Here is a 16,363-nt window from a genome sequence, read left to right on the forward strand (position 1 = left end):
ATCCGAGGAGCGCGGGGCGGATCTGGACTTTTACACAACCGCGAGACATCGGCCGTGGTCATGCCGTATGAGCAACCTGAAAGGTCCTCAGTACATAATGACTGAGGGGCCTTTCGTCGGGAGGCTTCGGCAGCAAGCCGGAAGAAAGCTCCCATGGGGAACCCACGAAGTACAGGAGCCAGGTCTTGACAGTTACAGCCACACACCGGGAACTCAACGTCGCACCCGGTTCGGTAGTCCGTGTCCGTGACGAGGACTGGCTTGTCACCAGCGTCGAGAAATCGGTAGACGGCACCCTCATCAAGGTCCAGGGCCTCAGCGAGCTTGTCAGGGACACCACCGCCGCCTTCTACTCCGCACTGGACACCATCGAAGTCGTTGACCCAGCCAAGTCCAAGGTCGTCGCCGATGACACCCCCAACTACCGTCGGGCCCGGCTGTTCCTGGAGACCACTCTTCGCAAGACTCCGACACCGCAGTCAGCGGAGTACCTGACGGTTTCCCCCCGTATGCTGTCCCGGAACCTCAAGTACCAGCAGATCGCCGTCGCGAAGGCCCTGGACACCAAGAACATCCGCCCGCGCATCCTGATCGCAGACGCCGTGGGCCTCGGAAAGACCCTCGAGATCGGCATGATCCTCAGCGAGCTGGTCAAACGCGGCCGCGGCGAACGCATCCTTATCGTCACCCCGCGCCACGTGCTGGAGCAGATGCAGCACGAGCTCTGGTGCCGCTTCGCGCTGCCGTTCGTCCGCCTCGACTCCGCAGGCATCCAGAAGATCCGGCAGAAGCTCCCGGCCACCCGCAACCCCTTCACCTACTACAAGCGCGCCATCATCTCGATGGACACGCTCAAAAGCCCGCGCTACAGGGCTCAGCTCGGCAAGCTGCATTGGGACGCGGTGGTCATTGACGAGGCCCACAACGTCACTAACACCCAAGCCATGAACAACGAACTCGCCCGGGTTCTCGCGCCCAACACCGAAGCCCTCATCCTGGCCTCCGCAACCCCGCACAACGGACGCAACGAGTCGTTCGCAGAAATCCTGCGCCTGCTGGATCCCACGGCGGTCCGCCCGGACGGCACCTTCGAACCTAAACACGTCGAGAACCTCATCATCCGCCGGCACCGGCACAGCCCGGAAGTCGCCCAGGAAGTCGGCGCGGACTGGGCCGAGCGGGAGGAACCGGACAACCGGCTCGTGTCCGCATCCGCGGCGGAGAACAGCATTGCCGAGGAACTCTCCGACGTCTGGCTCTACCCCGAAGGCAGACCGGCGCCTTATTCGGGGCAGAACGGCGCGCTGTTCTCCTGGATCCTTGCCAAGGCGTTCCTCTCCAGTCCCGCCGCGCTTCTTGAAACGGTCAACGAGCGTCTCAGGAAGATCGACGCCGATTCCCCCTCCGAAGCCAAGGAAACCGAAGCCCTCAAACGCCTCAGCAAGCTCGCCGAAGCCGCCAACACAGGCGAATCCGCCAAGTACACCGAGCTCGTCACCTACCTGAAGAAGATCGGCGTCGGCAAGGGCTCCCCGATGCGGGCAGTTGTCTTCGCCGAGCGCGTCGCCACCCTCAAATGGCTGCAGGAGACGCTGCCCAAGGCCCTCGGCCTCAAACCGGAGAACGTCGGCCTCTTGCACGGCGGCCTCAGTGACGTCGAACAGCAAAGCATTGTGGACCAGTTCAAGCGCGGGAACAGCCCGCTGCGTGTACTGGTCACCGGCGACGTTGCGTCCGAAGGTGTGAACCTGCACGCCGAATGCCATCACCTGATCCACTTCGACATTCCCTGGAGCCTGATCCGGATCGAACAGCGGAACGGCCGAATCGACCGGTTTGGCCAGCGCCAGAAACCGCAGATCACCACCCTGCTCCTGAACCCGCACAACACCCGCTTCTCCGGCGACATCAAAGTCCTCACGCGCCTGATGGAACGAGAGTACGAGGCCCACACGGTCCTTAACGACGTCGCCTCCCTGATGGGGCAGTACAGCGTCAAGCAGGAGGAAGACGCCATCCGCGACGTCCTGCTCGGCAAGAAGGACTTCGAGGACGTTGTCGGGGAGCCCGACGCCGATCCGGACTCGGGCGACCTCTGGGACTTTCTCGACTTTGAGGCCATGAAGGACGGAGGGGAAACCGAGACCGTCCCGGTCGAGAAACCGCTCGGCCTTTACTCCACGGACCTGGACTTCCTGGATGAAGCCCTCAACGAGGCCTTCGGTGATCCACACAAGGTCCTCGGCTGGACCGTCCACGCTGGCCACGGACTCGCCGAACTCAACCCGCCTGTCGACCTTCAGCACCGCCTGGGCTACCTCCCGCAAGATTACCTGTCCGAGCGGCGGGTCACCGAGCGGCTCAAACTCGCCACAACCGTCGACGCCGGCACCCGGGAACTGAACCGCGCCCGCGAATCCGATGACATGAGCTGGCCCGAGGCACACTATCTCGGCCCGCTCCACCCGGTCCTGGACTGGGCCAGTGACCGGGCCCTGTCCTCGATGTCACGCAGCGAAGTCCTCGTTGTCCGCGGCGACGTCGACGCCGCCCAGGTCCTGCTCATGGGAACGTTGATGAACCGCCGCGGGCAGGTGGTCTCCAAAGCCTTCATCGCGGTGGACTTCCCCGACCCCGCCAACCCGACATTCTGTCTCTCCGAACCCCTCGAGGATCTGGGCGAGCACCTGAGCAGCATCGGCGTCAACGCCAAAGCGAACAACCCCGGACCGGTCACGGTGCACGGACTGCAGGCCCTGCTGCCGCAGGCGGTGGAGAGCGCCCGGCAGACCATGCAGCTGACCTTTGAAGCCGCCGCCGACTCCGCCAACCAGCGGCTGCAGGCCTGGAAAGACCGCGCCACGGGCTGGACCCAGCTGTCCTTCGATTTCGCGCAGCGGGCTGAAGTGAAAAAGCAACGCGAGCGTGTCAGCGAGGAGCAGCGCATCGCGGAGTCGCTCGCCCCGGCCCAACGCCTGGTCCGACCCCTCCTGATCGTTGTTCCCCGCGCAACCCCTGTCGCCATCCCGGAAGGTGCTGACCAGTAATGCCGTCCTTTGATTCAATCGTTGTAGGCGAAGACTGGATTAGCGAACACTTCTTCACCACGGACTCCACCAAGGAATCCTTCCAGGCCGAGGTCGTGAAATTCCGCAAGCACTGGGACGAGGAAGGCAAACAAGGCCACTCAACCACCCCGACCCGCTTCGCCGAGGTCCGCGGACGCCTCCAGATCCTGCTCGCTGGGCTCTCGGAAGACCCGGCGGGCGCGTCCGAAGCTTACGCTCTCCTCCGAGGCGCCCTGGGTTTCACGGGCACGACGGCGGCCGTCACCTTCGAGCGCAGCGGCACCGAAACGCTCGTCCCCGGCGTGTGGGCCACGGAGAACTCCGAGGTCCTGTTCGTCGAGGCCGCCCCGGCTGACGCGCTGGAAGACGTCCTGTCCACGGCTCTGCCGCTCGGACGGGTCCAAGTGGATGGAAAAGAGCCGTCCCCGGCGCTGACGGTGGCGAAAGCCGTGTCCGAGGCCTACCTTTCGGACAAGGCGCCGAAGTTTGTCGTCATCATGGCCGGCCGGTGGCTGGTGCTGACCGAACAGGAACGCTGGGCCGAGGGCCGCTACCTCGCAGCAGACGCGCTCTTGGTCGCGGACCGCAACGACACCAAGAAAAACGCCGAGACGGACCGGTTCCTGGCGATCTTCGGCCGTGACTCTCTCATGCCGACACCGGACGGCTCCATCTGGTGGGAGGCTGTCCTCGAGGCCTCCGTCAAACACACCGTCGGCGTCTCCCAGGATCTTCGCGAAGGCATCCGGCGCTCCATCGAAATCATCGCCAACGATGTCCTGAACCGCCGCCGTGCAGCAGGTCTGGGCATCGAAGACGTGGACGGCCAGGTCCTGGCCCGCCAGTCCCTGCGGTTCCTCTACCGGATTCTCTTCCTGCTCTACGCGGAGGCCTCCTCGGAAATGGGCGTTCTCCCCGTCGGCGCGGGCGAATACAACGAGGGCTACGGCCTGGACCGTCTCAGGGAACTGACCCTGGTCAACATCCAGTCCCCGGCGTCCCGGCGCGGCACCCACATTTACGAATCCCTCGCCCAGCTGTTCCACCTGGTGGACAACGGCCACGCCCCTGCAGGATCAGACCCTTCTGACGATGCCTCCGGCGAGAACGAAGGCCTGGTCTTCCAGCCGCTCAAGGCCGACCTCTTCCACGAGGCCGCAACGTCGCTCATCAACGGCACCAAGCTCAGCAATGCCGAGCTGCAACGAGTCCTCCAGCACTTGCTCCTCAGCAAAGAAGCCAAGGGCAAGGACCGGGGCTTCATTTCCTACGCGGAACTGGGCATCAACCAGCTCGGAGCCGTCTATGAGGGCCTGATGTCCTACACGGGGTTCATTGCCGCAGAGCCCCTCCACGAGGTGGCCAAAGACGGGAATCCAGAAAAGGGTTCCTGGGTGGTCCCCGTTGACCGGTCCGAGTCCATTGACGCCAAGCACTTCGTGGTGGAAGAGGACGAACGGACAGGTGAGCGCCGCCCGGTGCTGCACCCCGGAGGCTCGTTCGTCTTCCGGCTCGCCGGCCGCGAACGCCAACAGTCTGCCTCTTATTACACCCCTGAGGTGCTGACCAAGTTCGTCGTCTCCCAGGCGCTCGAAGAGCTGCTGGACCAAAACAACCAGAAGACTGCAGCGGACGACATCCTCAACCTGACGGTCTGCGAGCCTGCCCTGGGATCCGGCGCGTTCGCCCTGGAAGCTGTCCGCCAGCTCGCCGATGAGTACCTGAAGCGCAAACAGGATGAGCTGGACGTCCGGATCCCCGCGGACGAATACCCGCAGGAACTTCAGAAGGTCAAGGCCCAGATCGCTCTGCACCAGGTCCACGGCGTGGACCTGAACTCGACCGCGGTGGAACTCGCCGAAGTCTCGCTCTGGCTCGACACCATGGTGAAGGACCTGCAGGCGCCGTGGTTCGGGCTGCGTCTGCGCCGCGGAAACTCGCTGATCGGCGCCCGCCGGGCCACGTACTTGCGGCAGGCAGTCAGCGACAAGTCATGGCTGAAGAGCGCCCCGCAGGATGCGCCCCTGACCGGGCTCGTCGAAGCCATGACGGCCGAGACCGACGATCCCAATGTGGTGGGCCGCATCCACCATTTCCTGCTCGCGGCCGAGGGCTGGGGCGCGGCTGCCGACGCCAAGGAAGTCAAGGACCTAGCGGGGGAAGCCCAGCAAGAACTCAAGGCCTGGCGCACCAAGATCAAGTCCAAACCCAGCAAGACGCAGATCGACCGCATGGTGAACCTCGGGCGTCGGGTCGAATCCCTGTGGAAGCTCACGCTGCGCCGGCTACAGGTCGCCGAGGCTGAGGCTCGCCGGGACATCGACTACTTCGGCAAACACCCCTCGGCTGTTGAGCCTGGCGATGCATGCACTCGGGTACAGGCCGTCACCCGCGAACAGATCGAGGAAACCCTCAACGACGCGAACGGTGCATACCAGCGCCTCCGCCGGGTCATGGATGCGTGGAACGCGCTGTGGTTCTGGCCTCTGACCGATCGCGCGACCGGCGGGGCAAAACCGCCGACACTGGACGAATGGCTCGCAGCATTGGAAATGATCCTAGGCCTGCAAGGCAAAGAGTCGAAGATGGCAGGGCAGCAGACCTTTGGCGCTGCATCGACCTGGGCGGAACTGAATGACGCCGAAAGGGCCGACCTTGAGTTTGCTCTGGTGTCCGACATCGAGATCGCAAAGAAACAAAATTCATGGCTGCAGGTGTGCGAGGATATCGCAGCCGATCAGGGCTTCTTCCACTGGGAGCTGGACTTCGCTTCAGTGTTTGGACGCGGTGGCTTCGATCTTCAGGTGGGTAACCCGCCTTGGGTTCGACCCGACTGGGACGAGAACGCCATTTACTCAGAGTTTGATCCGTGGTGGCAGCTGAACGACAAACAGACGCAAGCGCAAAAGGCCGAAAAGCAGCGCCTAGCCAAGGCGGATCTTACCCAGATCGAGTTCATGTGTTCGCAAGCTGCCGGAATCGTGTCGGTTCGTGAGTTTCTTACGTCGCCCGCTTCCTACCCGATCTTGACTGGCCTCCGTCCGGACCTTTATAGGTCTTTCATGGAGCGGACGTGGGTCTCAATTTCGAAGACCGGGGTCGTTGCTCTTCTTCACCCGGAATCGCATTTCACCGAGAAGAAGGCCGCACATCTTAGGGGCGAGACCTACCGCCGGCTCCGAAGGCACTGGCAGTTCAGGAACGCGATGTTTCTTTTTGACGAAGTTCACGACGGTGTCTTCTTCGGGGTGCACGTCTACGGTGCGCGTCAGGAGTCTCCACACTTCCGAATGGCGGCCTCGCTGTACCACCCCGACACAGTCCCACGTTCAGAGGTCCACGACGGCTCGGGAGAGGTGCCTGGTCTTAAGGACGGAGAGGGCAACTGGGATACCAGGCCCCATGCCCAGCGCATCATTAACGTGGACGAATCCGTATTGGCCGTCTGGGCGGATATCGTGGACGAGCCGGGAACGCCCGCCGTGCAGGCCCGAATGGTATATCCCGTCAACCGGGCAAGCTCCCGAGTGCTCGAAAAACTGAGCAAAGCGCCTCGCATACGGGACCTTGGGCTTCAGTTTTCATCCGGATGGAATGAGACGACAGACCGGAAGAACGGGTATTTCGAGGTTGGCTCAGCAGTTCCTGATTGCTGGGACGATGTCATCCTGCAGGGCCCGCACTTCTCCGTAGCGAATCCGTTTTTCAAGGAACCAAACCCCACAATGCGGAGCAACCAAGACTGGACCGAGATTGATCTTGAGGAACTACCCTCGGACTTCATTCCGCGGACTAGCTATCAACGCGTGGGCGACGGGCCGCTCTATAACTCCAGCTTCGGGTCGTGGGTGTCAGCCGATGGACGACCCCTTCAGCAACGGAGCCAATACCGCATGGTCTGGCGAAGAATGGCCGCCGTCACGGGGGCTCGAACGCTGCATCCTTCGGTTATCCCGCCAGGCGCTGCGCATGTCGACAACGTCTACGCTGCTGGCTTGGTTGTCGCGGACGACGCTCGAACGCTAGTGGCCGTAGCTGGTGTTTCATCATCGTTGGTCGCTGACTTCCTCATGAAAGTCGTCGGCGCTTCCAAAATTTCCGGCGACGACATCGGTCGGCTTCCAATCGATATGAAGTCGCCCTTTGTCGACTTTATTGTGGAGAACTTCTTGAGGCTTATCTCGCTTACCGAGGTCTTCGCGACTCTGAGGGTTGAGGCGGGCAGTGCCGCGGTTGGCAAATCCGTTGTCCGCAGAGCAGCTGAACGGCGCGCCCTGCAAGTGGAGCTGGATGTGCTGACGGCTCTGTCCTTGGGGGTAACAGCCGACGAACTCTGCACCATATATCGAACTCAATTCCCGGTCCTCCGAAGCTACGAACAGAACGACCTCTACGACGCCAACGGCCGCAAAGTTCCCGGCGACATGAACCGCCTCTATCGTAAGGTCGGCGAGAGCCTGACCCTCGAAGAACGCACCTGGACGCACCCCCACAGCGGTGTCGAGTACGTCTTTGAGTTTCCGTTCCAGAGTTTCGACCGCGAGGAAGACATGCGGAAGGCCTATGCGCACTTTTCCGGCATGATGGAGGCGAGGTCCTGATGTCAGAGCTTCTGCCCACGTCCCAGGCCGGGGACCTGCGCCGCGGGCTCTCCGACTACCTCGCCACCACGTTCGCGCTCACGGACGGGAACGCGCAGGCAGCCATCAAAGGCTTCCTCGCCGACCCGGAGCAGGGGCTCTTCAAGGGTGCCTATGTCCGGCTGCGGCTTCCCTTCGAAACTGCCGTGCCTGGCTGGCATGACTGCCTGGACTGGTGCGAGGGCTTCGAACCCTACGGCCACCAGGCCAAGGCCTTCCAACGGCTCAGCAGCAAGGGCGCCGGTGGGGGATACGGTGGCCCGGAACCCACACTGGTCACCACAGGCACCGGCTCCGGCAAGACGGAGGCGTTCCTCTACCCGATCCTGGACCATGTGCTGCGCGCCAAACGGGAGGGAATCACCGGCATCAAGGCTCTCATCCTCTACCCGATGAACGCCTTGGCCAACGACCAGGCCAAGCGCCTGGCCGATCTGCTGACCACGCATCCGGAGCTCTCCGGGGTCACCGCGGGCATCTACACCGGCCAAAAGGACACCAACCGCACCCGGGTCGCGCCGGACGGCCTGATCAATGACCGTGACGTCTTCCACCAGGACCCGCCGGACATCCTGCTGACCAACTACAAGATGCTGGACATGCTCCTGCTCCGTCACACCGACGCGCCCCTCTGGCAGAAGTCCGCGACCAGCCTGCAATACGTGGTCCTCGACGAATTCCACACCTACGACGGCGCCCAAGGCACCGACGTAGCCATGCTGCTGCGCCGGCTCGGACTGACGCTCAAGAGTTACTGGCCGGACGACCTGACGGACCATCCCCACGGGCTGAGTGGGGAAGACCGCGCCCGGCCGCTCGGCCGGGCCACGCCCGTCGCCACGTCCGCGACCCTGGGCAGCAAAGGCGACCCAGACGCGATGCTCCGCTTCGCCGAGACTGTCTTTGGCGAGGTGTTCCCACTCGACTCCGTCGTAACCGAATCGCGCTTCACCCAGGAGGCCTGGACAGGGGCCGGCAGCGGAACAGTTCAGGGTCGGGACCTTCACGCCGTCGCCCTCGACATCACCACCACCAACAACGCTGTCGCTGAACTGCGCGAGATCGGCGACGGCCCGGAAGCCGTCGTCGGGCCCGTCCTGGACGCACTCTTCACCGAACGCCCCACAGACCTTCTGGACGCAATACGCACACACCCGCTGACCGCCGCCCTGCTGAGACATGCGAGCACCGCCGTCGCGCTCTCGGACCTGACCAATGCGATTTTCCCGGCCCACTCGCTGCCCGCCGGGGTAAGGTCGGACGCCGCGGAAGAATTTATCTCCCATGTCATCGCTCTGCTCAGCCACATCCGCGCCCGCTACGGCCGGGCCGCTCTGACGGTGGAGACGCACTTGTGGATCCGTGAGATGTCCCGTGTGGACGCTGCTGTGGACACGTCGTCGCGTTTCCGCTGGGCTGACGACGGCGTGGACCAGTCTCATGACATGTTTCTCCCGGCGCTCTATTGCCGGCACTGCGGCCGCTCGGGTTGGGGCGCTGTCCTGGCCCCCACCGGCCTGGACTTGGAGCTGGATGATTCGAAGATCCGTGAAGCGCGCGTCACCAATAACCCGCGCTTCCGGACTCTTATCTCGGCCGCTGCCGAGGCTGACATCATCGAATTCCATCAGGACGGCTCGGAGCAGGTGCAGGGCCTGCACTGGCTCCACACCGTCAACCGCGGCCTCTCCACCACCCCTCCGAAAGCAGACAGCGCCGACCTCGCCGAAGGGCGGGTTATCCCTGTCCTGATGCTCACCGGCAAAGACGCCGACGATGATTCCAAGAAGGATGTCTGCCCGTCCTGCCTGGCCAAGGACGGCATCGCCTTCATGGGCAGCGCTATCGCCACCATGCTCTCCGTGAGTATCTCCAACCTGTTCGGCGCCGAGGGCCTGAACGACGAGGAAAAGAAAGCCCTCGTCTTCACCGACAGCGTCCAGGACGCCGCGCACCGGGCCGGGTACGTCCAGTCCCGCTCGCACACCATGACGCTCCGCACCGCCCTGCGGCGCGCCCTCGGCGAACAGCCCGCCACACTTTCGGAACTCGTGGACGCCGCGATTGCCCGCGCGGACACACCCGGTGCGCGGTACCAGCTGATCGCGCCCGAATTCGTGGACCGGCAAAGCTTCCGCCCCTTTTGGGATCCGAAGGCCTCCCCGGCGGAACGCGTCCGGGCCCGGCGCTTCGCCAAGCGCCGGCTGCAGTTCGACGCCCTCCTGGAGCTCGGTCTACAGTCCCGGACCGGCAGGACACTGGAACTCACCGGCTCCCTGGCCGTCGAAACCGACGCCGGCAACCCCACCCGCATGCTCTCCGTGGCCCGGAAGGCCTACGACTCGGCCGTCCACCAGACCATGGTCGGGGAGACCGCGCCCACGCAGCAGCAGCTCCTGCAGTGGATCCGCGGCACCGTGGAAAGGGTCCGGCTCCAGGGCGGCGTCCACCACGAATGGCTCAAAGGCTACATCGCGACTGACGGCAAGCGCTGGCAAATCTGGGGCGGGCGGCCCAAGGGCGAAGGTATGCCGGCGTTCCCCTCCGGCCGGCCGGCCCCGGCCTTCCCACGGATCGGCAGCGCCGCCGCAGCCACCGACAACCTGGACGGAGTCACGTCCTCGGCATCTTGGTACGCACGATGGACAGGCCGCTGCCTCGGCGTCGCCCCCGCAGACAGCGGCTACCTTGCCAAGGCACTTATCACCGCACTCGCCGACGACGGAACTCTCAGCAGCTCGAAGACGAACTCCGGCGCCGATGTCTACTGGCTCGACCCGGAGAAGATCGTGCTCTCCCTACCGGACGCCGAGGATCTGGCCGCAGGACGCCACACCGTCCAGTGCAAGGTCTGCCAGGCCATAACCCCCGGGAGTCTCACTGTCATCGACCAGCTGGTCGGAGGCCCCTGCACCCTGGTCCGCTGCAGCGGGACCCTGGAACGCCACGCCGCCGACGCCCGCAACTTCTACCGGGACCTCTATTCCTCACGCGAGAGTAAGCGGGTGGTGGCCCGGGAACACACATCGTTGCTCCACGACGCGACTAGGATCCTCTACGAAACGCAGTTCAAGTCCGGCGCGGACAACCCGCAGGCTCCCAACGTCCTGGTCGCCACTCCCACTCTGGAGATGGGCATCGACATCGGGGACCTCTCCTGCGTGATGCTTGCCTCGCTGCCGACGTCCGTGGCCTCCTACCTGCAACGGGTAGGCCGCGCCGGCCGGCTGACCGGCAACTCGCTGGTCCTTGCCTTCGTACGCGGCCGCGGCGAGCACCTGCCCAAACTCCACGAACCGCTCTCCGTGATCAACGGCGAGGTCCGGCCACCAGCCACGTACCTGGATGCCGAAGAAATCCTGGGACGCCAGTATGTGGCCCACGTCGCGGACCGCTTCGCCCGGGCTGTGGCCCGGCCGCACCCCGTGGACGCCATCCAGGCCCTCGGGAACGTCGCGCCCGGATCGTTCATCGGGGACCTGATCGAGGACGCCACGACGAACGCTACCGCGTATCTCACCGAGTTCCTGGACCAGTTCGGCCAACGGATTTCCCTGGACAGCGCCGCCCGCCTGACAGCGTGGGCGTCGCGGCCCGACGACGGCGAGCCGAGCGGTCTCGCCCGTCAGCTGATCCGGGCGGCGGGGGAGTGGAAGGCCGACGTCGACGAACTGGACACCCGCCGCAAGGAAATCGGCAACGCCCTGCCTGAGCTTGAGGAGGCTGCCGCCCTGGCGGAGCGTCTGGACGACAAAACCTCCGATGCGCACCAGGCCGTCCGGACGGCCAAAGCCACGCTCAAAATGATCCGAGACCAGCTCAAGCAGCTCCGCGGTCAGTACTGGATTTCGGTCCTGGAGGCCTACGGTGTGCTCCCGAACTACACGCTCCTGGACGACTCGGTGAGCCTGGACGTGGGGCTGTCCTGGAAGGACGCGGACACGCAGGAGTTCGTCACGGACACGGTTACGTACAACCGCGGAGCTTCGGTTGCCCTGAGCGAATTCGCGCCGGGTGCCACGTTCTACGCGCAGGGCATGGAAATCCTGATCGACGCCGTGGACCTGGGCCCGCAGCAAAGCCATATCCAAAAGTGGCAGGTCTGCCCGCAATGCGGCTGGATCAAGACTGATCTCGGCGCCGCCGCGGCCGTGCAGAACTGTGCGCGCTGCGGCACCTCGGCCATCGCTGACATGGGCCAGGTCCTCGACGTCGTAGTCATGAAGAAGGTCTCCGCCGAAGTCCGCCGGGACGAGGCAGCTATCAACGACCGCCGGGACAACCGCGTGCGGGAACGCTTCACGATCGTCGCGGCCGCGGACGTGGATCCGCAGCACCTGCAGAAGCGCTGGTTTGTGGAGGGCTACGACTTCGGCGCCGAATATTTTAACCGGGTGGACATCCGGTGGCTCAACACAGGCCGGACTGCCTCCAACGGCGGAGTGCGGACCATCGCCGGCGACGACGTCCGGACACCCATGTTCCGGCTATGCTCCTACTGCGGCCAGCTGGACCAGTCCTCCAAGGAGAATCTGCCCACCGAGCACCGCTTCTGGTGCAAATACCGCAAGGCAGCCCAAGAAAGCGTCAGGGAAGTTGTGCTGGCCCGGGAACTGAACACCCAGGGCGTGGTACTGCATCTGCCCCTCGACGTGACCTACGGCGATGACTTCTCGGTGCCGAGTCTCCAGGCAGCCATGCTGCTTGGCCTCCAGATAGTCCTGGGCGGGGCCCCGGACCATCTGGGAGTGCTGCGGATCAACGATCCGGGGCACGGCGGGAGCCGGATTGCCCTGATGCTGCACGACAAAGTGCCCGGCGGCACCGGCTACCTGGCCGAGTTCGCCAACCCCGAACGGGTCTGGGAGCTGCTGCACGCCGCGTGGCAGACCGTACGGGACTGCAGCTGCCGCGTCGAGGAGCGGCTGGCGTGCCACTACTGCCTGCTGCCCTTCGCCGATCCGTGGATGGTGGACAAGGTGGCGCGGGCCAGCGCCGAACGCCTGCTTGGCTTGCTGCTGCGCTCCGGCGAGGCGGCCTCGGATGGCGCCGTCCCGCCGTCGTTCTCCGATTGGACGGTCACCGAAGAGGCGCCCGACGCCGAGACCTCGATCGAGTCGCTGCTCGAAAAGCGGTTCCGGAAGGCCTGGATGGACCGGCTGAAAGCGGTGGGCGCACACACGAAGGTGACACCCGGAGCGCTGGCTGACACCATCACCTTCCGGATCCCCGGGCAGCAGTTCCAATGGCAGCTCATCCCACAGGTGAACGTCGCCGGAACCCGCCCCGACTTCCTGCTCAAGGGACCGCCGGACCCGGACTTCCCCGTGCTGGCGATCTACACGGATGGCTTCGCCTTCCATGCGTCCCCGGAACAGAACAGAATCGCGGACGACGCCACCAAACGTGACAAGCTCCGTCACAGCTCTGAATTGTCCGGGGCCGCCGTGCCGTGGGCCGTGACGTGGCAGGACGTGGAAGCATTCGAAGCTGGCCGCGACGTTCCAGTTGAGCTGCCATCCTGGGCAAATGCCAAGCTCAATGCACAGCTCATGGCCAACTACCCCGTGAACGCCGGGATCATGGACTTGCTGGGCCGGGACTCGATGACAATGCTCTGGGAATGGGTCAACCGGCCTGATCCCGAAGCCTGGGCGAACTTCTCGGAGCTGGTGCCGCTCATGCTGGTGGCGCAACGGCCCGAGCCCGGCAACGCCGACGTGATGTACTCGCACGCCGCGGCGCTGTCGCAAGGAGCGAAGCCCTCTCTCCCTCCTGGCGGGGTCACGGCCTGGACGTACAGCTCGGGGAGCCTTGGGTTCGCGGCGGCCGGGTCCCCCAAGAGCCTGTCCACGATTGCCGTCGGGCTGTGTCTGGACGACCGGGAGCAAGCTGTCGGCTCGCCCGCGCACGAAGCATCCTGGCGCGAGTGGCTGCGGCTCTCAAACCTCTTGGCGTTCAAGCCCATCGGTCTGACGATTGGGTCGGTGATGTCTACCGTGAGTGCCGGTGGATCAGTAGACGAAGAAGCTGCCCGCCTCGAGATGTCCGGCGGGCTCAGCCCCGCCTGGAACGAGCTGTTGGAGCAAGCCACCGAGTTCGAGAAGACTCTTCTGCTGGCTATTGCCAACGTGGACATCGGTGTACTGCCGGAACTTGGGTTCGAGGTTGACGGCCTGCCGGTCTCGATCGCTTGGCCTCAGTACCAGATCGCGGTCGTGCTGGACGGCGACGACGGGCGCGCTGAACTTGAGGCCGCCGGCTGGACCCTCGTGGGAACTGACGTTGACGATATTCGCGAACTGCTGAAGACGAAGGGAGCTTGATATGGCGCTGGTGACATGGATCAAGCAAAAGGACAAGATCGACGGCACCATGAAGAACAAGGTGTACTCCTTCTTCGAGAAGCTCCAGAAGGACGACACCGCGCCCGGGCTTCACATCGAACCCATGCATACGCCCGCGGACCCCCGCGTGCGAACTGGCCGGATCGACCTCAACTACCGGGCGGTGCTTTTCAAGGTCGCATTCGATACCATCCCGCACTACTTCTATTACGGCGCCTGGCCGCATGACGAGGCAATCGAGATCGCCCGCTCCAGCGTGCTTCAGGTGAACTCCGTCAACGGCGTCCTCGAGGTGATCCGGGCCTCCACGCCCGACAGCGACACACCCGCCGCCCCGTCCTTTCCTCCTGTTTCTCCGGTAGTTCCCGATGCTCCGAGGCCGGAGCCTGACGTCGAGACTCAGGTCCCGGTGGAGGTGCCGGAGTCCCATCGCGGCGGGACCGCTGAACCCTGGACCAATCCGCTTCTTGGGTGCGGCATGGATCCAGCTGGATTGGTTTCAGAACTTGGCCTCGCCGCAGATCTTGTGGGCCGGGCATTCGCCGCGTCCTCGGACGAGTATCTCCTGAACGTCTTGGACGACGCGTCGGAGTGGCAAGCAACTGCACTCCTTGAACTGGCTGCAGGCGCCTCCGTCCAGGAAGTCCAAGACAAGCTCGCGCTGAGCCGCTACGTGGACGATCCGCAGGCGACCGAAGAGGAGAAGATCCGGAAGTCACTGGAGCATCCCGCCACGAAGATGCAATTTACGTTCGTGGGCGACAACTCCAACGAGCTCAAAAAGGTCATCGAAGGTGGAGATTTCGATTCCTGGCGGACGTTCCTTCATCCGGAACAGCGTGTCTATTCGGAACGCCACTACAACGGTTCCTTCCGCCTCTCCGGAGGTGCCGGAACGGGCAAGACCGTGGTCCTTCTCCACCGCGCCCGGATGCTGGCCGCCGCTGAACCGGCGTCCCGGATCGTTCTGACGACCTACACCACGACCCTTGCTGAATCGTTGGAAAGTGGCTTATTGAAGCTGGATGCCGACCTTCCCCGGGCTGCAAAGCCAGGCGCAGCTGGCATCTTTGTCTCCGGCGTCGATTCGCTGGTCAGCAAGGTGTTTCGCGGTGCACAGGAATCTGCGCAGCGCCTCGCCATGAAGGATCTTTTCGGGCTGGAGGTCGCTGCTCCGGGCAAGATTCTGGACGCGGATGGTGCCCGCCAACAATGGGAGTCAGCACTGGCCGACGTCGATCTTCAGCTAGAACTCGAGCTCGCCAATCCGACATTCCTCCAGCAGGAGTACGAGACGGTGATCCTGCCCAACTTCATCAGCGGCAAGGACGAGTACCTAAAGGTGCCCCGCGCCGGCCGCGGCACAGCCTTGAACCGTGCGAAGCGGCTTGCTGTCTGGAAAGTCGTGGAAGCCTACCGGTACTACAACCGCATCGAGATGCATGCCTCGTTCGTGGAGCTGGCGCACCTCGCAGCGCTGGTGCTTCGCCAGTGTGCAGAGGCCAGCGGGGCACGTCTTGTTGACCATGTGCTGATCGATGAAGCGCAGGACCTGCACGCTGGCCACTGGTTGTTCCTCCGGGAGCTGGTCGAGCAGGGATCGGATGACCTTTTCATCGCGGAGGATTCGCACCAGCGCATCTATGGCCAGAAGGTCCCGTTGTCCCGTTTCGGAATTGGCATCGTCGGCCGTTCACGCCGGTTGACGCTCAATTACCGCACTACCCGGCAGAACCTGGCCTACGCCGTCGGTCTACTTAGCGGAGCTCCGGTGACGGATATTGAAGGCGATCAGGAGTCGATCAATGGCTATACCTCATCGCGGGTAGGGCCGCGGCCGGAAGAAGTAGCCGCTGTGTCGATCGCTCAGGAACTGGACAACCTCGCGGAGTATTTGCGGAAGTGGAAAGACGAGGGAGTTCCTCTGGAGACCGTCGGAATCCTGGTCCGCTCCAATTTTCAAATCGGCAAAGTCGTCAACGGGCTGAACGAACGCGATCTCGAAGCCAGGACAGCTAGTGCAGCGACGGTCCCTGGCGTGCCGTCAGTGATGACGATGCACCGGTCGAAGGGTATGGAATTCACGCGAGTGGTTCTTTTCGGGATTTCGGACCAAACCCTGCCGGCTTCCTATCAGGTCAAGGGCCTGGCGCCGGCGGAGCAGGCAGACGCCATCCTACGTGAACGGTCGCTGCTATATGTAGCAGCTACACGCGCCCGCGACGGCTTGGTCGTGTCCTGGAGCGGAAAACCGTCTGAGCTGCTTGGTACAAAGTAGTTTCATTACTTATAAGGATCGGTCACAAAC

At 63.8% G+C, this 16,363-nt stretch carries 4 protein-coding genes; all 4 read left to right on the plus strand.

The window, feature by feature from the left end:
• Positions 1 to 185 precede the first annotated feature (185 nt).
• The 4 genes from F8G81_RS05965 to F8G81_RS05980 are packed head-to-tail and all read left to right on the plus strand — an operon-like array spanning position 186 to position 16,333.
• Positions 186 to 3,047 carry a helicase-related protein gene (locus F8G81_RS05965; RefSeq protein ID WP_267278090.1) on the plus strand — a complete coding sequence of 954 codons (2,862 nt, stop codon included), beginning with the start codon at positions 186 to 188 and terminating at the stop codon, positions 3,045 to 3,047.
• Positions 3,047 to 7,669: an Eco57I restriction-modification methylase domain-containing protein gene (locus tag F8G81_RS05970; protein WP_267278091.1), complete on the plus strand. Its 4,623-nt coding sequence runs from the start codon at positions 3,047 to 3,049 to the stop codon at positions 7,667 to 7,669. The genes F8G81_RS05965 and F8G81_RS05970 overlap by 1 nt, the downstream gene beginning before the upstream one ends.
• Positions 7,669 to 14,034 carry a DEAD/DEAH box helicase gene (locus tag F8G81_RS05975; protein ID WP_267278092.1) on the plus strand — a complete coding sequence of 2,122 codons (6,366 nt, stop codon included), beginning with the start codon at positions 7,669 to 7,671 and terminating at the stop codon, positions 14,032 to 14,034. The genes F8G81_RS05970 and F8G81_RS05975 overlap by 1 nt, the downstream gene beginning before the upstream one ends.
• 1 nt (position 14,035) lies before the next feature.
• Positions 14,036 to 16,333, plus strand: coding sequence for a 3'-5' exonuclease (locus F8G81_RS05980; protein WP_267278093.1), 2,298 nt, complete (start codon positions 14,036 to 14,038; stop codon positions 16,331 to 16,333).
• Positions 16,334 to 16,363 lie beyond the last annotated feature (30 nt).

The sequence above is a fragment of the Arthrobacter sp. CDRTa11 genome, from assembly GCF_026427775.1.
Taxonomy (GTDB): Bacteria; Actinomycetota; Actinomycetes; order Actinomycetales; family Micrococcaceae; genus Arthrobacter.